19 protein-coding genes and 1 pseudogene are annotated in these 18,987 nt (G+C 50.1%); 2 read left to right on the top strand and 18 right to left on the bottom strand.

The genetic code is table 11. The features are described 5' to 3' along the window. The 9 genes and pseudogenes from BN3279_RS18975 to metH all read right to left on the bottom strand — a co-directional run bounded on the left by BN3279_RS18975 (position 1) and on the right by metH (position 11,261). On the bottom strand, positions 1 to 939 hold the full coding sequence (locus BN3279_RS18975) for an SAF domain-containing protein (protein ID WP_059052974.1): 939 nt from the start codon (positions 937 to 939) through the stop codon (positions 1 to 3). Between the two features lie 16 nt (positions 940 to 955). Beyond that, positions 956 to 2,509: a serine/threonine-protein kinase gene (locus tag BN3279_RS18970; RefSeq protein WP_059052972.1), complete on the bottom strand. Its 1,554-nt coding sequence runs from the start codon at positions 2,507 to 2,509 to the stop codon at positions 956 to 958. Positions 2,510 to 2,710: 201 nt separating this feature from the next. Next, positions 2,711 to 3,781 (bottom strand): SAM-dependent methyltransferase, encoded by a 1,071-nt coding sequence (locus BN3279_RS18965; protein WP_059054569.1) that lies wholly within the window; start codon positions 3,779 to 3,781, stop codon positions 2,711 to 2,713. A gap of 66 nt (positions 3,782 to 3,847) precedes the next feature. Beyond that, a pseudogene (locus BN3279_RS24075) lies at positions 3,848 to 4,075 on the bottom strand (cyclic-phosphate processing receiver domain-containing protein); the annotation flags it as partial. A 46-nt stretch (positions 4,076 to 4,121) separates the two neighbouring features. Next, complete coding sequence (locus tag BN3279_RS18960; protein WP_059052970.1) at positions 4,122 to 4,970, bottom strand: deoxyribonuclease IV; 849 nt, start codon at positions 4,968 to 4,970, stop codon at positions 4,122 to 4,124. Continuing rightward, positions 4,967 to 5,785, bottom strand: coding sequence for an Fpg/Nei family DNA glycosylase (locus BN3279_RS18955; RefSeq protein ID WP_059052968.1), 819 nt, complete (start codon positions 5,783 to 5,785; stop codon positions 4,967 to 4,969). Before BN3279_RS18955 ends, BN3279_RS18960 begins: the two co-directional genes overlap by 4 nt. Before the next feature lie 35 nt (positions 5,786 to 5,820). Beyond that, positions 5,821 to 6,630 (bottom strand): TIGR01457 family HAD-type hydrolase, encoded by an 810-nt coding sequence (locus BN3279_RS18950; RefSeq protein ID WP_059054567.1) that lies wholly within the window; start codon positions 6,628 to 6,630, stop codon positions 5,821 to 5,823. Positions 6,631 to 6,819: 189 nt separating this feature from the next. Next, on the bottom strand, positions 6,820 to 7,749 hold the full coding sequence (gene rnz / locus BN3279_RS18945; RefSeq protein WP_059052966.1) for a ribonuclease Z: 930 nt from the start codon (positions 7,747 to 7,749) through the stop codon (positions 6,820 to 6,822). 74 nt (positions 7,750 to 7,823) lie between these two features. After that, on the bottom strand, positions 7,824 to 11,261 hold the full coding sequence (metH, locus tag BN3279_RS18940) for a methionine synthase (RefSeq protein WP_059052964.1): 3,438 nt from the start codon (positions 11,259 to 11,261) through the stop codon (positions 7,824 to 7,826). A 227-nt stretch (positions 11,262 to 11,488) separates the two neighbouring features. Between metH and BN3279_RS18935 the strand changes: the two genes are divergently transcribed. Beyond that, the gene (locus BN3279_RS18935) at positions 11,489 to 11,830 is read left to right on the top strand and encodes a DUF1304 domain-containing protein (protein ID WP_059054565.1); all 342 of its coding nucleotides are present in this window, start codon (positions 11,489 to 11,491) and stop codon (positions 11,828 to 11,830) included. Positions 11,831 to 11,927: 97 nt separating this feature from the next. Here BN3279_RS18935 and BN3279_RS18930 read toward each other — a convergent pair whose 3' ends face one another. The 5 genes from BN3279_RS18930 to BN3279_RS18915 all read right to left on the bottom strand — a co-directional run bounded on the left by BN3279_RS18930 (position 11,928) and on the right by BN3279_RS18915 (position 14,585). Then, the gene (locus BN3279_RS18930) at positions 11,928 to 12,332 is read right to left on the bottom strand and encodes a FixH family protein (protein ID WP_059052963.1); all 405 of its coding nucleotides are present in this window, start codon (positions 12,330 to 12,332) and stop codon (positions 11,928 to 11,930) included. Between the two features lie 62 nt (positions 12,333 to 12,394). After that, positions 12,395 to 13,195, bottom strand: a complete 801-nt coding sequence (locus tag BN3279_RS18925) for an HAD family hydrolase (protein ID WP_187377844.1) — start codon at positions 13,193 to 13,195, stop codon at positions 12,395 to 12,397. A 42-nt stretch (positions 13,196 to 13,237) separates the two neighbouring features. Continuing rightward, positions 13,238 to 13,774, bottom strand: coding sequence for a hypothetical protein (locus tag BN3279_RS18920; RefSeq protein WP_059052959.1), 537 nt, complete (start codon positions 13,772 to 13,774; stop codon positions 13,238 to 13,240). A gap of 13 nt (positions 13,775 to 13,787) precedes the next feature. Continuing rightward, on the bottom strand, positions 13,788 to 13,961 hold the full coding sequence (locus BN3279_RS23515; RefSeq protein WP_082673137.1) for a DUF896 domain-containing protein: 174 nt from the start codon (positions 13,959 to 13,961) through the stop codon (positions 13,788 to 13,790). 252 nt (positions 13,962 to 14,213) lie between these two features. Further along, positions 14,214 to 14,585: a LysM peptidoglycan-binding domain-containing protein gene (locus BN3279_RS18915; protein ID WP_059052957.1), complete on the bottom strand. Its 372-nt coding sequence runs from the start codon at positions 14,583 to 14,585 to the stop codon at positions 14,214 to 14,216. Positions 14,586 to 14,777: 192 nt separating this feature from the next. Here BN3279_RS18915 and lexA point away from each other — a divergent pair, with 192 nt between their 5' ends. After that, a complete protein-coding gene (gene lexA, locus BN3279_RS18910; protein ID WP_059052955.1) occupies positions 14,778 to 15,404 on the top strand; it encodes a transcriptional repressor LexA in 627 nt (208 codons plus the stop codon). A gap of 93 nt (positions 15,405 to 15,497) precedes the next feature. Here the strand turns inward: lexA and BN3279_RS24070 are convergent, their stop codons facing one another. The 4 genes from BN3279_RS24070 to BN3279_RS18895 form a co-directional block, all read right to left on the bottom strand. Further along, complete coding sequence (locus BN3279_RS24070; RefSeq protein WP_187377820.1) at positions 15,498 to 15,653, bottom strand: hypothetical protein; 156 nt, start codon at positions 15,651 to 15,653, stop codon at positions 15,498 to 15,500. A gap of 186 nt (positions 15,654 to 15,839) precedes the next feature. Beyond that, a complete protein-coding gene (gene glnA, locus BN3279_RS18905; RefSeq protein ID WP_059052953.1) occupies positions 15,840 to 17,195 on the bottom strand; it encodes a type I glutamate--ammonia ligase in 1,356 nt (451 codons plus the stop codon). Between the two features lie 5 nt (positions 17,196 to 17,200). Continuing rightward, positions 17,201 to 17,611 carry a MerR family transcriptional regulator gene (locus tag BN3279_RS18900; RefSeq protein ID WP_059052951.1) on the bottom strand — a complete coding sequence of 137 codons (411 nt, stop codon included), beginning with the start codon at positions 17,609 to 17,611 and terminating at the stop codon, positions 17,201 to 17,203. Between the two features lie 82 nt (positions 17,612 to 17,693). After that, positions 17,694 to 18,947, bottom strand: a complete 1,254-nt coding sequence (locus BN3279_RS18895) for a methionine gamma-lyase family protein (RefSeq protein WP_059052949.1) — start codon at positions 18,945 to 18,947, stop codon at positions 17,694 to 17,696. Between the last annotated feature and the right edge of the window lie 40 nt (positions 18,948 to 18,987).

The raw sequence follows: 18,987 nt of genomic DNA, 5'->3' as shown, positions 1-18,987 counted from the left end.
CTACTTCGCCGCATCCAATTGAAAGCTGTCTTCTGCCGTTACCTCTCCAGCTCCTACTGAGCCTGATTGAAGAGCTGAGCTTGTTGGGTAACTGGATGTTTGGGTTTGACGGCTGGAGAATTCGGCCGCACGTTGTGGCGACATCGTTAACAAATCACTTTCCAGTCCCTTCCGTGCATTGGCGCTAAGCACCGCTTCTGCCTGCTTCACGATGTTAGGGTCCTTCTTGATGAGTTGCATGACAGCCTCATTGGACGGATAGGTTGGCACGGGCTTCTTTTGCAAATAGGGCTCAACATAAGCTAGTGCGTAAATTGATGCTTTATGTAAATAGGCGTCTACTATGGCGCTGGAGAGCGATAAGATTTCTGTCTCTCCAATCGTAAGGGTGACCGTCCCCGAAGCTAACTCTTCAACCTTCTTCTTGGATAGCAAAATGTAATCCTGACCGGTCGGGAACTGAATCCGTATGTCGACAACATCACTTCTCTCCAATAGTGAGGGTAGCTGTACAAAGGACATTTCTCTCCAGCGTAAATCATCCGGTGTAGGCTCTTCCTCATAGAGCAGCGTTTCCGTTAACAGCGTACGGGGCTGCAACGAGACCTTGGCATATTTACCTGTAATCTTCTTCTCCGCACTCAGGACATCGGCCGGAATACTATCTACCGGCAGCTTGACCAGCTTCAAATCCTCCTGCTTGACAGGATGACCCGCTACAATTTCACGAGTGACCACCCAACCTTCGGCCATCTCCTTGCGAGCAACCTCCCTTAAGTCTTCAAGTTGCTCTTCATATGCTTGTGACAACGCTTGTTTGGCTGCACGTTCCCCCCTTTCCTGGATCAGAGCATATCCAATGAATAACGCCCCGACAGCAGTGGCTCCAATAAGTCCAGCAATAAGCATTTGCTTTGTTTTCTGCCTAAGTCTTGGCATGTTTCAGCTTCCTTCCCTACCTCTTCGGCTTAATCAAATAACTTGACCTATGCATGATGCGTTGCAGGGCCGTTCCTGTAGCCCCGCCATAGCGCGGTAACAAATCAGAGCAGATCATTTCCATCACCGCAGTGCTATCCGCTCCCGGTTCAAAGGGCTCCTGCTCGGGAGGCAGCCCGTAGACATTTTTGGTATGCAGCAATTTACCCAAACGACGGATTGTTGATGGCGCAGCGAAAGGAATGCAGAACCGCAAGTCCAGGGGTAGCTTTCCCCCAGCCTTCGTCGCTTCTTCGAACCGTGTCAATTCTTCACTTCTCCACACCGCGCCAGACCCTACTACAATGGACAAGTCAGCACGCTGGAATTCCTCCAACAACTCGCTGCCTCTTGCAGCACCCAAATCGCAGACCACGCAATCCAGCCCTTGGGTTAGCAAGTCGATAAATTCGGAACGAGCGCATGGCTTGGCGTAAACGACACCGAAAATACGAAATGTACTGCTCGAAGTGGATCTCGTCGATAGACCATCATCCTCACTCATATGAGCAAGACGTTGAAACGCCGTTGCTCTGGGGTCCATCTCTGCCATCGCTACCCGCTTGAAATGCCTCGATAGCACATGGGCCAAGGTGATAGCCGCACTTGTCGTGCCCACCCCGGAAGATGCACCCATCAGAGCTAGGACGAGCGTACGTCCGTTGCGAGGGTGAACAACAGAACTTGCTTGATTTGGCCTCCTAGATGTCTTTGGGTAATTGTCCGCGGCGCCAGGCACCGCCTCTCGTAATGCCGAGATTACCATTTCTGCCGAAGCATACCTGTCCTCAGGATTCTGCATAAGCAGGCGACTTACAATAGAAAGCAAAGGGCCGTGTCCCTGGGTACGAAATATACTCGCCGCCTCCTGCGACCAAACGCTAAATCGGCAACCGCTCCCCAAATAGAGCATCACAGCCCCAAGCGAGTACAAATCAGAACGAGGATCACTTTGCCTACCCCCGTATTGCTCGGGTGCAGCAAACCCTACCGTCCCAAGCTGCACAGTATCCTCTGTTTTGCTCTCCGCGAACATACGAGCAATGCCAAAATCGACAAATTTCAGTTGCCCTTTGCCGTCTACCAGCACGTTAGATGGCTTGACATCCCGATGAATGATTGGAGGTTGATGGTTATGCAAGTATTGCAATCCCTCCAGCATCTGCAAGCCAAACCGGGCTAATTCTTCCACCTTGAGCCCTTCGGTTCTTGTGCCCACATAGCGATCCAAGTGAACACCTTCCATAAAATCCATCACGATATACGAATACCCATCCTGATCAGCATCAATAAAATCTACGATTCGGGGTAACCGATGATGGTTGAGAGAAATAAGTAACTCCGCCTCCCGGGCCACCAGCAAGGGCTCCCCTGGGCGGGTGAGACATTCCTTGACAGCCCACACCTTCCCTCGCAGCTTCAAATCTGCGGCCAGATAGACCCTGCTCATTCCACCCTGCCCCAGCAGTCGCTCCACCCGGTAACGCTCGGCGAGTACCTTCCCTGGATCCAGCTTGGAAACGAAGCGCATTTGTTAACCTCCTTCCCTGACCGCACGCAAAAAAGGGAAAGCCTCCATATCGTCGCTCTAGCCGTTAGGCCAAAAACGATGACATGGGATGCTTTCCCTTTGTACGGTCGATGTATAATTTTGCAATCAGTATAAAACAACTGGGTAGTAAATGTAAAGCTCTATTTTCGAAAAACACTTCTCAGCCTATAATTAATCACATTAATATTTAATCATATATAATGTAATTTCATCGCGATTATGGAACAATTGCTTGGCTTGCTGGACTTGCAACCGGGCCTCCTGGAACATCCCGGTAACTTCTTGAATCAAAGCCATCGGCTTCTTGGTTAGCAGCTTGACAGTCACAACGACTGTTCCGCCTGGCGCCAGAGCATACAACAGCTCAGTAACCAACCTGGCCGTCAGCTTTGGACTCCAACTCATATCGCAGACTAGCAGATCGAATTGATTGTCCTTGAACTTTACGTTGTTCGCGTTCCGCTGCAAGAAGGTCAACTTCGGTGAAGACAATAAAGATGCATCCAACTTAGCGGTATCTACTGCCGTAACTTTGAGCCCCCGTTCTAGTAGAAATGAGGTCCATCCTCCCGGAGCCGCGCCGATGTCTAGCGCTTCACGGAACGAAGCAAACGGAATACCAAAGGCAACCTCTGCCTCTAACAACTTGAATTTGGCTCGGGATATTTGCCCGTCCTCCTTGCGGAAACGGATGGCTCCACCGTTCCAGTCCGACAAGTTATCCTGAGGATGGGACACCCCTGCGTATATGCTATCTCCGGAAGCAAACAACGAGATAATCCAATCGGCCTCTCGCACAACAAATTCAGCTCCCGCTACATCCTTCAATTCTTCCTGCAAGCGGTCTTTCAGCTCCGCTGCCGACCCTGGCCAAAGTGATTGCTCTGATTTCCGGGCCTGTATGGCTATCTTGGCTGCCGGTAAGCGGAAATCAGCCATAAGATATTTACGCAGTGGAACAAGCCAGCTTTCCTCTTGGTTAGTCTCTTGCTCTGCCGGAGACCACTCCCAATCCACCAGGAACGTATGACGTAGAAAGACTGGCGGCGCTTGGACCAGCCGGTGATGGACATCCTCCGGTATGGCCTGCAATGTCGCAATAAACGCTTCACCAGGCACCAGCATCGTGCTCTTGACACTTCCAAAGGTACGGCGCAATTCCTCCTGCGCATAGGGAGCAAAGCCATGATTCGCCGTACAAATCCATTTGGACTCAGGCGGCACCTTGCAGTTCTTGGCAATGTCCTCCAGACGCTCAAATGGTATCGGTCCATTATGCAACTTCACCTGTGGCGGAAGATTTGGATATAAAATTTCGTACATGCTCTTCTTGCCCGCCATGCTGGAGGTATGCAGATAAATTTCGCGCGGGAACTTTCCTTCACGAACCAGGGCTGCTGCCATTTCCGTTCCTGTCGGTTCACCCAGTCCCATATCATAATCAAGCGATAAAATATCAACCTCCGTCAAGCGGAACAGTTCCAGACACTCTTCGACGGTGCGCGCCAACGTAAATCCTTGCGGACACCTGCGAAAATCGTCCATATATACATGAATCAATAGTGTTCTTCCTTTCCCGCGGTATTCAGCACTAGGCTTCCACCCACCGCCTCACTCGCTCCAAATCCTCTCTATAGGTCCCGTCTTTCCCGGTTTCGCTCTCCATAATCAGTGGCGACTTCCGGATGGCATCCATCTGCAGAAGGCGACGAAAGCCCTCTTCTCCGATGTAGCCTTGACCGACACGGGCATGACGGTCCTTGCGTGAAGATACCGGATATTTCGAATCGTTTAAATGAACCACGCATAAGCCATCCCAATAGCCAAGCTGCTCAGCTTTGTCGGCAAATTTCTTATCCGTAGCTCCCTGCCACATCCCTGACGCAAAGGCATGACAAGTATCCAGGCAAAAGCCAATGTGTTGCTGATGGTCACATAGCTTGCGAACCTGCACCAATTCCTCAAGCGTCATCCCCATGGAGCCATGATCTCCTGCCTGGTTTTCAATTAACAGCTTTGCCGATCCTTTCCAGTCAGAGAGTACATTATTTATACATTGTATAATATTTTGATAACCTTGTAAGGGGCTTCCTTGCTTAAATGTGCCAAAATGAACAACGATCCCAATTGAGCCGCAGGCCTCAGCAATCTCCAGATCATTGCGCAGCGAGTCCACAACCTGGCGAAATAACATCGGCTCTGTCTCTGAGCTAACCGCCAAATTGCTGGGATACGGTGTATGTGCGACGGAGATCAGACCTTGTGCGGAGCAGAAGCTCCGACAGCTTTCAGCATCCCTTGAGTCAAAGGATTTCAGCTTCAGGCTGCGCGGATTTTTTGGGAAAAACTGAAACGCTCCTGCCCCCATGCGAAGGGCTGACTTAGCAGCACCGAGGTAACCATCCCGAATGCTGACATGGCCACCTAATTGCAAGCTCATCGGTCATGCTGGCAGCCCGGGCTGTAGAACACTTTGCGCCCGTTCATCTCACCCTTAACGATGCGGTCCCCACATCGCGGACAGGTCTCCCCCTCCCGGTCGTATACCCGGCACCAATCATTCGCTCCCCCAGTCAGCTTATCATCGGGAGTCAGCGGCATTTCCATGTATCCGCCCACCTCTGTCGCCTCCGTAAGCACGTCACGAACGGCTTGGTACAAGTGGGAGAAGTCTTCATCGCTTAAACTTTGAAGCTTGACCGTCGGCAGGAGACCAGCCGCAAAGGCAATTTCATCTGCATAGCAATTGCCGATACCGGCTACTACGTCCTGGTTCACCAGTGTCGTCTTCAAGCTGCCGCGCCGTTTGCGCAGAAGGGCTGTGAACCGCGCTTCATTCATCCTCCGGTCCAGCAGCTCCGGCCCCAAATGAGCCAGTAAATCCTCGGCCTCCTTGGCACTATGTAGATGCAAATAACCAAGTCGCAATCCAATAAAGTAAAGCACCAAATCATCGCCAAAAGTAATTTCGATTTGGGTGGTCCGATCGGGTTGGTCGTCCTTACTGCTTAAATAAAGCAGCCCGCCAAGCATCAAATGAAGCAGCAGTCTTTTTCCGTTATCGAGGTGAAAAAGCAGATGCTTCGCCCGACGCTCAACGAAAATGACCTGTCTCCCTGTCAGTTCCCGGATAAAAATATCGGCGTCCACATTGACCGACTTCTCACGATTAACAACTACCTTACTTATAGGCGTATCCAGAATTTGTTGTGATAGCTTTATTCGGTAATTTTCCATCTCCGGCAATTCCGGCATGGTTCATCGTTCCCTTCATTCATAAGAGTAATGTATTAGTGGCTGCTCTGCTTAATTCGCTCCGCAACCTCTTCCAGCGTATGACAGACGACATCCGGATGTACGCCAGCGGACTCAATATAGCCAGGCAAATTATCAGCCGTCGTCACCCCGGTTAGTGCCAGGATTGTACCGCAACCAGCACGAACCCCTGCTGCGATATCGGTATGCATATTATCTCCAATTACGGTCACCTCTGCCGCCGTCAGTCCCAGACGGGCAATGGCATAATTCATTAGCGGTGCTTCGGGCTTGCCAATGATAACCGGCTTCACCCCTGTTGCTGCCTGAATGGCCGCACCTAGCGTACCGGCCCCCGGCATCAAACCATCTTGTGAAGGCAAAAGCAAGTCGGGATTCGTCAGCACATACCCGGCGCCTCCGCGAATCCAGCGTGCCGCACGAGTCAATGTCTCATATGTAAACTGCCGGTCAATGCCCTGGACCACGACTTCCGGTTGCTCGTCATCCAGCGTAAGCCCAGCTTGCCGAACCGCCTCCAATAGCCCATTCTCCCCGATTACGGCCACACGCCGCTGCCCCATCTCCGCAGCAATGTATTCCGCAGCCGCCACTGCCGAAGTACAAACCTCCTCCGGCTTTGCCGGAATTCCCATCCTTTGCAAATGCTCTGCGACCTCTGCTGGAGTACGGGAGGAATTGTTGGTTACGAAGAGGAAGGGAATAGCCCTGCTTCTCAGCAAAGAGATCAGGTCATCCGCTCCCGGTATCATTGTCGGCCCATGGTATAGCGTACCATCCAAGTCAATCAGAAAGGCCTTCCAAAGCTGTGGCAATATGTTCATCCTTCCCATGATGCAATGTCTCTATTATTGTACCTAGTATACATACGCTCAGGCAAACTTTTCCGTTGCGCTTTATTGAAGGGTTAAAATACATTCCAGAAACAGCGCACATTCGCCAAGCATTCCGTCGAACCCTCCCGAACACTTGCACAGCCCTGTCATTTCCTGCGCTTTCCCGGAAAATATTTATTATAATCGTCTCTGGATAGGATACAGCACATGCTCCTGAGCCAACACCGCACCTGGGAACACCGCCTCCGCTTCTTGCTGCAAACGCAGCAACTGATCATCGGATTTGTAGCGGGAGCTGAAATGCGTGAGCAACAACCCCTTGGCACCGGCCTCTTTAGCCGCAATCGCCGCTTGATAAGCCGTACTATGATGATACTCATGGGCCGTCTCCACAAGCTCCTGCAAGAAAGTGGACTCGTGAACAAGCATATCCGCGTTTTGTGCAAGTTCCCCTACGGCTGTGCAAGGACGAGTGTCTCCAAGAATCGTGACGATCCGTCCTGCCTTGGGTGCTCCAAGCACATCCCGAGCTTGCAAGACATAGCCATCGGGAGTTGTAATGCTCTCCCCCTTCTTCAAATGTCCGTATAAGGGACCTGGACGAACCCCGTGCCGAGCTAATACAGCCGCATCCAGCTTACCCGGCAAATCCTTCTCAATAACCCGGTAGCCATAGCTATCAATGCGATGCTCCAGCAAAGCCGACTCCACCCGAAAGGTATCATCCTCGAAGATAACGCCACCGTCATGCTCCACGATATCCAGCTTGTAACTAATTCGGGATTCACTTATCGCAAGCACCGTCTCTACGAATTTCTTCAAACCTTTTGGCCCGTATATGACCAGCGGCGTATCTCCGCCCTGATAAGCACGGCTGGAGATCAACCCGGGCAAGCCGAATAAATGGTCACCGTGCAAATGAGTAATAAAGATACGTTCCAATCTGCTCAGTTTGAGCGGGGAGCGCAGAATTTGATGCTGCGTGCCTTCGCCGCAATCGAACAGCCAGAGAGAACGTCTTTCTTCAAGCAGGCGTAAAGCCACTGAGGTCACATTCCGCTCTAACGACGGAACACCTGCATTAGTCCCCAAAAAATAAAGTTCCATGCCGATCGTCCTTCCGCTTGATAAATTAAACCGCTGAAACCCTCCGAGTTTCGGAGGGTTTCCAAAAAGTATACTTAAGCTTTCTCTACATTGAAGTATTGAGCCTCCGGATGGGCGAACACCATGGCCGAGACTGAAGCCTCTGGCTCCATCATGAAGCCCTCAGTTAAGGTGATGCCGATATCTTGCGGCTGCATTAATTCAAATAGCGGCCCTTGATCCTCCAGATCCGGACATGCCGGATAACCAAAGGATACGCGAATGCCTTGATAACGCGCCCCATGGCGCTGCTTCATTGTCATGGTTGCCGGGTCCGGGAACCCCCAGGTATCACGCATCATATGATGGACCCGTTCTGCGAGCGCCTCAGCAACCTCCAAAGCAACGGCTTGCAGCACGTGGGAGCGCAGATATTCTCCCTGCTCCTTCCACTTCTCCGACAACTCGCGAATGCCTTGACCTGCCGTAACGACCAGAAAGCCCACATAGTCCATTACGCCGCTATCCACAGGCTTCAGAAAATCCGCCAAACATAAGAACGGCTCCACCTTTTGCCGGGGGAAGCTGAATTTCTTCAGCACTTTACTGGTATCTGCCGGATCATAAATAAGGATATCATTGCCGGATGACTGCGCCGGGAAGAAACGATACATCGCTTGTGTGCGTACGATTCCGTCCATCATGGCCTCCAGCAAAATCTGATCCACCGTTTCCTTAAGCTGCACCGCCTTGGCATCTCCGGTGGCCAACAGTTGCTCCACAGAACCACGTAAGCCAAGATGATGCCCCAGCAGCATCTGCATATTAATATAAGGGGTAATATGTCCAATAGGATATTCCCGCAGGACGTGCCGATCTAAATCGGGTGGAAGATACACAGGCCCATCCGCTGAAATCTTGGATCGCTCAACGCGGGTTAATACAGGCAGAGGCTTGGCAACAGCCACGACACTGTCTGCTTCCTTCTCCGCTTCCATATCCAGACGCATTTTCTCACGGGCAGCGGGGTCCATTAGCTTGTTAGCCAAATCCAGACCATCCATCGCATCCTTGGCATACACAACCATCCCGTTATATTCCGGACGGATCCGCGTCTTGGTAAATTTGCGTGTCAGTGCTGCGCCTCCCACCATGATAGGCACATCAATACCGGCATTGCGCAAATCCTGCGCAGTCGTGATCATTTGCTGAGCCGACTTTACCAGCAATCCGGAAAGGCCAATAGCATCCGCCTTCTCTTCCCGATAAGCTTCAATAATGCGCTCCGGTGGTACTTTTATACCCAAATTCACAATATGGTAACCATTATTGGACAAGATGATCTCCACCAGATTTTTGCCGATATCATGTACATCGCCCTTCACCGTTGCCAGCAGTATTTTCCCTTTTACACTGCTTTCGTTCTTCTCCATAAACGGTTCCAGGTAAGCAACCGAAGCCTTCATCACCTCGGCGCTTTGCAAGACCTCCGCTACGATCAACTCGTTATTGTTGAATAGACGTCCAACCTCTTCCATCCCGGCCATCAAGGGGCCGTTAATGACCTCTAGTGCGGTGTAGCGGTTCAGCGCTTCCTGCAAATCAGGAATCAGCCCTTCCTTGGTGCCTTCGACCACATAGGAAGCCAGACGTTCCTCCAACGTCAAGTCCACGGCCTTCTCTACCTTCTCCACTTTCTTGTTACGGAAAGCAGCAACAAAGGCAGCCAGCGTCTCATCGTTGGTGTTATAGATCAGTTCCTCCGCCAAGCGGCGTTCTTCCTCAGAGATCTTGGCGTAACGCTCCAGCTTCTCCGTATTCACGATAGCATAATCCAGCCCGGCCTTCGTGCACTCGTACAGAAATACCGAGTTCAACACTTCACGGCCAGCCTCAGGCAAGCCAAACGATACGTTGCTGACACCCAAGACGGTATGCACCTGCGGCATGGCTTCTTTGATCAGACGGATGCCCTCAATCGTCTCCTTGGCAGATCCGATATACTGCTCATCCCCTGTTCCAACGGGGAAAACAAGCGGGTCGAAAATCAAATCCTCCGCATTAAGTCCATACTTATGAACAAGCAGATCATGCGAGCGCTTGGCTACCTCCAGCTTGTCCTCCCGAGTGATGGCTTGTCCACGCTCATCAATCGTCCCTACAACGACGGCACCGCCATATTTATGAAGAATTGGCGTTACCTGCTCGAACTTCTCCTCGCCGTCCTCCAGGTTAATGGAGTTAATGATCGATTTGCCCTGACAATATTGCAATGCTAAATCAAGCACCTTCGGATCGGTAGTGTCGATCATCAGCGGTACCTTAACCTTCTTGACCACAAGCTCGAGGAATTTCTCAATATCCTCCGCCTCATCACGATCCGGGTCTTGCACGCAGACGTCAACGACCTGAGCGCCATTTTTAACCTGGGCACGGGCAATTTCAGAGGCTTCTTCATATTTGCCTTCCACAATCAGGCGTTTGAATTTCCTCGATCCCAGAACGTTTGTTCTCTCTCCGACAAGGTAAGGACGATTGGCCGATTCAATGTATACGGGCTCGATGCCCGATAAGGCCGGTAAATGATCTCCATCCAACTCACGCGGACGATATTCACCAAGTGTTCTAGCCAGAGCTTCGATATGCGCCGGGGTTGTTCCGCAGCAGCCGCCCGCAATGTTTAACCAACCAGATTCGGCAAAAGCCGACATTTTACGGGCAAGCGAATCCGGTGATTCATGATAATGTCCGTTCTCGTCGGGAAGCCCCGCATTAGGATGACAGCTTACCGCAGCTTTAGCGATACTGGACAATGTACGGATATGATCGCGCATAAATTCCGGTCCGGTCGCGCAATTGAGTCCAATCGAAATCGGCTTCAAATGCTCCAACGAAATGTAGAAGGCCTCTATGTTTTGCCCGGCCAGCGTCGTGCCCATCGGCTCAATGGTTCCCGATATCATGAGAGGCAGAGTAATCCCCGTCTTGGCAAAAGCTCGCGTAATCGCGATACTCCCCGCCTTCACATTAAGTGTATCCTGCGAGGTCTCCAGCATAAGCGCATCTACCCCAGCTTCGATTAGGGCAATAACTTGCTCCTCGTAGCTGTCCGTCAAGCCGTCAAAGGTAACGCCACCGGTAACGGACAAGGTCTTGGTCGTTGGTCCCAAAATCCCTACCACATAACGTGGATGCTCCGGTGTGCTATACTTCTCCGCAGCTTCAATCGCCAGCTTGGCGGCTGCCAGATTAATTTCGCGGGCTCTACCCGCTATATCGTATTCAGCCAGCACGACAGATGCCGCGCCAAACGTATTGGTCTCAATCAAGTCGGCTCCAGCCGCCAGGTACTTCTCGTGAATTCCCCGTATAATGTCCGGACGGGTGAGCACGAGCATCTCATTGCAACCATCCAGGTCTTCTCCACCGAAATCGGCAGGAGCCAGATTTTCCTGCTGAATCATAGTGCCCATCGCACCATCAAGGATTAAAATTCGTTCTTTTATTCTTTCAAGCAGGCTTGGTTTACTCATGATCATGTCCCTCCCGTAAAACGTTAAGATTTAGTTTAACAGAATGAAGCGTTGAAGAAAAGAGGTGCGGCCTTATCACTTCGGGAGAACTCACTTGCTCTGCTCCTGTCTGCTCATTCCATATTGGCTTTGCGTTTTGCGCCCAAGCTACTATAATGTAATAGCACGCGCTTTACCAGCGAATTGAACCATAAGAAAGCCAGGTGATCTGATTGATCAGCATCATAATGGTGGCCCTTGTAGCCATCGAGCATATTTATATTCTTATTATGGAAATGTTCCTATGGACAAGTCCACGTACCATGAAGACTTTCGGCACCACCCCAGAGCTTGCCCGCGCCACCAAGCCGCTAGCTGCCAACCAAGGACTCTATAATGGGTTTCTTGCCGCAGGGCTTATTTGGGGGCTGCTTCATCCTAATGCACAGTTCGCCACCCAGATTCAAATCTTCTTCCTTGTATGTATTGTGGTTGCCGCGCTATATGGCGGAGCTACAGCTTCACGATCCATTATTCTGAAGCAAGGAGTCCCGGCATTGATTGCTTTGCTGCTGGTGATCTTCTCCTAGCCATCGGCTTTGTTAAAGTAGTCAGATAGTCAAACAACAACGGCGGTGCAGGATAAAATGATCCTGCACCGCCGTTTGTTAATTAGGATTATTTAGATTATTGGACCGTAAATGACTTCGAAGGCATTGAGTGCTGATCCCGAGCTGTCACATGAGAGATTACTTTGTAGGTACCCGGCTCATCAAACGATTGCTCCAGCACATAAGTGCCGTTCCCAGCAGAGGTTACGGTAACTTGACCGTGCTCCCCTTCCGTATCATCTTCCCGCCAGAATTCAAAGGTCACCTCATCGGCATCGTCTACAATCTGCTCTTGATGGGTAACCGTAGCCGTGAAGGTCACTGTCTCCCCAATTTGTACAGGATCAGGGGTTACTTCGAGTTGAACCTTGATCGGTGCCAGAGAGAAATTCTCCATGGCCGTTGATTCCGTACGCGCACAACCGCCAAGTAAAGTCAGCGTCAGGATAAAAGCGGCCAACAACCACCCGCTTCTCTTCATGAACGATTCCCCTCTCTACGATCGCCTATGCTTTCAGGTGCGGGTATCTTGAAGTTGATCTATTATTTTAGCCCGGCGATAATATCGTATAGCTCCGTTAAACGGGCAATTTCATAATTAGGTACAATGTCATCATTGCGTGATTTATGCTCACGGTTCACCCAAACCGCGGTCATGCCAACACTAAGCGATCCCTTAATATCAGTAGTTAGCTTGTCTCCGACCATAAGCCCTTCACTTGGCTTAATGTCCAACAATTCCATCGCATGCTGAAAAATAGAGGGATCAGGCTTCCCCTTCCCAAAGCTACCGGAAATCAGGATCTCATCAAAGTAAGGTGCTAATTCCGGCACGCCGTCAAGCTTCTCCTGCTGGAGCGCTGGACAACCATTTGTCAGCAGCAACAGCTTAACCTTCCCTTGCAGTTCCTTAAGCACCTCAAAGGTTTCTTCATAAATATGAGGACGGGACCGACGCTCGCGTCCAAACTGTTCTGCCAGTTCCTCTGCCAGCACCTCATCCTCAACCCCGAGAGCCAGCAGACCTCTTCTCCATGACTCTTTGCGATACACGGGAGCCAGTTGCTCCAATTGCCGAAACTCAGGCTGTTCGCCAGCAGAGAACGTAGCCCATAGTCCCTCAAACGGGTTAATTCCAATCATGGTCGTGAACGGGTAGGTCTCATAGGATTCATACAACCCTCTCGCCTCACGGCGAACAGCTTCTTCAAGCTGCTCGGCTTGAAGCTCTGCGCCAGCCTTCTTTACCGCACTTTCACAGGTTGCCGCGAAGGCCTCCTTTACACTGCGGTCATCCCAGAGCAATGTGTCATCCAAGTCAAAACAAACCGCTTTGATCGTCATCCGTTCCATGTCCCCCCGGTTCTCTCCTCTTATAGTAGAAGACTATTCTCTCTCAAGCTTGACATGATGCGTATTAGCATATAGCTCCAGCCGTGCAGCCATCGCTTCAACATCAAACCGGTTACGATTCCGGTAAAACACCCATTTAGGCTCACGCGTCTTTGGTTCAATCACGATCTTGCTTGCGCTAACCTTGATTTTATTAATGTTCCCTGCGTCCAGCATTTTGTCACGGTTGAATTTTGACGTATACAGCCAGCTCTTGTTAATTCGCAGATACGGTTTGCGAAGATAGAGAGCAACGGCAAGCACCATGTACAAAATGATGGTCGTCCAGTACAAGAATGAGCTTACTTGTTCGGGCCCGCTCATCAGTCCAACTGTAGCGTACATCAAGGCTAACAAGAACAACACAACAGGTAAAATAATGTTGCGTCCCTTGAATACATCCCCGTCCCCATTTGCTCCCAAAGAGCTTCGGGAACTTGGATTGCCTTGTCCGCGTCCTACATTCGGACCTTTTCCTTTCTTGTTCATTTTCACTCGATTCCGCTCTACTTTGCGGTCAAACGAAGCCATCTACATTTCCTCCCTATTTATCTACAATCTCAATGGAATCAAGCTGCTGCCGAAAGTTCTTGCGCACGTTCTGCAGGTAGGTTTCCCGAAGTTGGGCTCTTTCCAGCACCTCATCCTGCGTCAGTCCTTCCGTTTTATGCTTGCGAGCCAGTTCATTGATTCGTTGTACCAAAGCATCAATATCCATAAATTCCTCCTGCTTGTTTGTTTGCGGTATGTCCCTCGTGACGATTAAAATACACTAGATACTTTGATATCATACAGGGCATTAATTCCTACTTTGACATGAGAAAAAGAGCTTGTCAAGGCGCCCCGGCTCACCACCAAGACTCTCTCCTACAAGCTCCTAACAATAGATGTATACTCCAGTTATATATCCCTGTAAAAATCCACTTTGCCACGTACCTTCTGACTTACCTTCTGAATAATGTCAATGGCCTTATCGGGCAGGCAGCAGAAGGACATCTCCCGCTTGAATTTTACTAGTTCCCAGACCATTTATCCGCTTCAACTTCTCTACATAGATTCGCGTATCCTGATTTGCCGGTTTATGTTCTACAGCAATTTCCCATAGCGTGTCTCCCGACATAACAATCACCTGGGCAAGCTCGGTCTCTGCTAACTTATCATCTGATGAAGCGGCTAACGCCGTTACGACACCGGTGCAAGTAACAACCAAAATGACCAGTAAAGTAATCATTTGAAAGAAACGGCGATTAGGCCAAGTGCTCTTATGTAAAATTCGCTCGACGACGGGACGACGGAAGGAAGGCTGCTCATAGATGCTCTGATAGGAACTATATTTCAACATAAACTCATACCCCCAAACAAATGTTCTCATTTCATATTTTGACTATATCACGAACGTTTGCTTGATTCAATAGTTTATTGCGAACATTTGTTCTTTTTTTAATTTTCATTACATGTTAGAACTAATGTTTGTACGAACGGAAGTTCTATGTTATAATTTTTCCAAACGTTACTAAATGGGGTTGATCCGAAAATGTCAAAGGTATCAAGCCGTCAGCAGGCTATTCTTGAATTCATAAGAAATGAAGTGCGGGCTAAGGGATATCCTCCTTCCGTCCGAGAGATCGGTGAAGCTGTTGGACTGGCCTCCAGTTCGACTGTTCATGGACATCTGGACCGGTTGGAGAAGAAGGGCTTTATTCGGCGCGATCCGACCAAGCCTCGGGCCATCGAGCTTCTGGGACAGGATGACTCGGAGAACTACAACTTGTTCTCTCATAGCGTGGCGCGTGTCCCCGTCGTAGGGAAAGTCACCGCCGGGATGCCGATTACCGCAACAGAGAATATTGAGGACTACTTCCCACTCCCCGAGCATTATGCGGGTGGCGCAGAGATCTTTATGCTTTCCGTCGTCGGCGATAGCATGATTGAAGCAGGCATACATAGCGGAGATTACGTCATTGTCCGCCAACAGCAAACGGCTAACAACGGAGAGATTGTTGTAGCTATGACGGAAGAAGACGAAGCTACCGTCAAGACCTTCTATAAAGAGAAGGACCACATTCGTCTCCAGCCGGAGAATTCCACGATGGAACCGCTGCGGTTGAAGCATGTTACAATTCTCGGCAAGGTCGTCGGATTGTTCCGCGATTTGCATTGAACAACAAATAGGACAAAACGTGATAACTTATCCGTTTTGTCCTATTTGTTATAGAACGCATACAACCTCATCCTATGACCGTCCTCCCCATATTCATTCATCCCAGCGGAGATCCAGCATCTGAGGCGTATAACCGGTCTTTTCCCGTCGTCCTCTTGTACTCCATCCTAAGCCAGAGCGTTCCGATATCCACCACAACTTCAATCTGGAGCGCCGCCGTTGGTATTTCTTCAATTCACTTACCGCCATAGCTACAACCCTCCTTAAATATAAGTTGCCCATCTTTGAATAAATCATGTAAACATTTAGCATTTTCAGAAATCAAAAATTTACCTGTCGCACAATGGAACGCAAATCCTCTTTTGTACAACAGCTAACTAAACAAAAAAAATCCCCTGACGACCTTATCCAGGCCCTCAAGGGATTGTCTTAATTTTAGTACAACGTCATATATTGATCCCGTTCCCAAGCGTGAACTTGCGTACGGAAGATATCCCACTCGATTTCCTTCAACTCATAGAAGTGAGTCAAAGCATGTTCGCCGAGCGCTTCGCTTACTACTTCACTGCGCAGCATTTCGCCAAGCGCTTCCTTCAGATCCGATGGCAAGCTAGGAATTCCTTCCTCTACACGTTCCTCTTCGGACATGATGTAAATGTTCCGGTCTACAGGATCAACCAGTGGAAGCTCTCTACGGATACCGTCAAGCCCTGCTTTGAGCATAACAGCCAGTGCCAGATAAGGGTTGGCCGCCGGGTCCGGATTACGAACCTCAACGCGAGTGCTAAGACCACGGGAAGCCGGAATACGAATCATCGGGCTACGGTTACTGGAGGACCAAGCCACATAGCAAGGGGCTTCATAACCAGGAACCAGACGTTTGAAAGAATTGACTGTCGGATTAGTAATCGCCGCCATAGCACGGGCATGCTTCAGGATACCAGCCATGTAATAACGGGCTTCTTCGCTAAGACCAAGCTCATCGCTCTCGTCATAAAATGCATTGACATCGTCTCTGAACAGGGATTGGTGACAGTGCATTCCCGAACCGTTAACGCCAAACAACGGCTTAGGCATAAATGTAGCATGCAATCCATGATGACGCGCTACCGTTTTAACTACCAGTTTGAAGGTTTGAATTTGGTCAGCCGCTTTGATCGCACTGGCATATTTGAAGTCAATCTCATGCTGGCCTGGAGCTACTTCATGGTGAGAAGCCTCAATTTCAAAGCCCATTTCCTCCAAGGTCAATACGATTTCGCGGCGACAGTTCTCACCCAAATCGGTTGGCGCCAGGTCGAAATAACCACCTTGGTCGTTAAGCTCAGTAGTTGGGTTCCCCTTCTCATCCGTCTTGAACAGGAAAAACTCAGGTTCCGGACCTACGTTCATCGACGTGTATCCCATCTCTTCCGCTTCCTTCAAGACGCGTTTCAGAATACCACGCGGGTCCCCAGCAAAAGGCGTACCATCAGGCATGTACACATCACAAATCAGACGGGCCACGCGATCTTCAGTAACCCAAGGGAAGATAACCCAGGTATCCAGATCCGGGAAAAGATACATATCGGATTCCTCAATCCGGACGTAGCCTTCAATGGAGGAGCCGTCAAACATCATTTTATTATCCAAAGCTTTCTCCAATTGGCTTACCGGGATTTCCACATTCTTGATGGTCCCTAGCAAATCCGTAAACTGCAGGCGGATAAAGCGTACGTTCTCTTCTTTGGCAACGCGTAAAATGTCTTCTTTGGTGTATTTCGAGTAACTCACACGAACCTCTCCCAACATTTAAATTATTTTTTGAAAAAACGGGACAATTCTCCCTGAATCAGAGACACCTGACCAGGTTTGCTTCCTGTAACCAATTGCTGCTTTAGCATACGATAGATTTGCGAATCCGTCATCTCCCGACGTTTCTCTTCCGTATCCTTCGTAATCACGGTTGCTTCCTGAGACTCCCGGGACATCGGGTTCATCACCTGCTTAATGCCTGCGATATTGACACCTTTATCGATGAGTCCTTTAATTTCAAGCAAGCGTTCCACGTCATTCAGGGAAAACATCCGCTGATTCCCCGACGTGCGGGCAGGCACGATAAGCTCATGCTGCTCATAGTATCTAATTTGTCTTGCGGTTAAATCCGTAAGCTTCATCACAATACCAATAGGAAACAAGGCCATATTTCTGCGAATTTCCTCACTCATCGCTATCAACCTTCCAGTTAAGTTATCATGAACCTATCATATGTCAGTTATCCTGACATGTCAATAGATGTGTTAGGATAACTTACAACAAGTTACGGTCCTTCATGGTCTGCAGCGCAGTGAGCAAGCCAAATTTGACATGTGAGTAGGTTAACCCGCCTTGCATATAAGCAATGTATGGAGCACGAATCGGGGCATCCGCCGAAAGCTCCAGACTTCCTCCCTGAATAAAGGTCCCGGCGGCCATGATGACCGGATGTTCATACCCAGGCATATCCCATGGCTCTGGAACCACATGACCGTCTACCGCTGCCGCCCGCTGAATCCCTTGAACAAAGGCAATCAATTGCTCTGATTTGGTGAAGGCAATGGCCTGAATTAAATCCGTTCGCGGGTCATTCCATCCCGGCCTGCTCTCAAAGCCCGCCCGCTCGAACAGGGCCGCTGCCAGAATGCTGCCTTTGACCGCTTGTCCCACAATGGTCGGGGCCAGGAATAACCCCTGATAGATTCCACGCGTAGTTCCAAGCATCGCCCCTACCTCGCCGCCGATCCCTGGCGCTGTCAAACGGTAAGCGGCAAGCTGTACAAGCTGGCTACGTCCGCAAATGTATCCCCCGGTCTCAGCCAGACCTCCGCCCGGATTTTTGATCAATGATCCGGCAATCAAGTCGGCGCCAACCTGTGTAGGCTCCTGCTCCTCCGTAAATTCGCCATAGCAGTTATCGACGAATACAATCAGATCGGATTTAATAGCTTTTACCCGTTCCACCATCTCGCCAATCTGTGCTACCGTAAAGGAGTCACGCCAGTCATACCCCCGGGACCGCTGAATACCGATAACCTTGGTCCGTTCATTTATGTTCGCTTGAACAGCGTTCCAATCCACTTCTCCAGTAGGCAATAGGGCAGTCTCATTATAAGTAATGCCAAAATCCTGAAGCGAGCCACTGCCATCGCCGGGTGCGCCTATCACCTTATGTAACGTATCATACGGGCGTCCTGTAATGTAAAGCAATTCATCACCAGGACGCAGCACGCCGAACAAAGCGGTCGCTATTGTATGTGTCCCAGAGGCAAAATGCGGCCGGACCAGCGCCGCCTCGGCGCCAAATACGTCCGCATATACCAGATCGAGCACCTCACGCCCGCGATCATTATAGGCATACCCCGTAGAGCCTGCAAAATGATAGTCGCTAACCTGATGGCGCTGGAAAGCCTCTATTACCTTCCATTGATTCTGATCAACGATCCGGTCAACATCCCTAGAACGTGATTCTACCTGCCGTTCCGCGGCTTCCAGCCAATGTACGATTTCTTCTGCAAATACTGCCATGCTTAAGTTACCTCTCCCTCAACCGGTTCGTTCTTGTTGC

It is taken from the genome of Paenibacillus senegalimassiliensis (assembly GCF_001486585.1).
In the GTDB taxonomy this organism is placed as follows: domain Bacteria; phylum Bacillota; class Bacilli; order Paenibacillales; family Paenibacillaceae; genus Fontibacillus; species Fontibacillus senegalimassiliensis.
The sequence above is the reverse complement of the archived record's forward strand: the minus strand, read 5'-3'. Positions and strand labels throughout refer to the sequence as shown.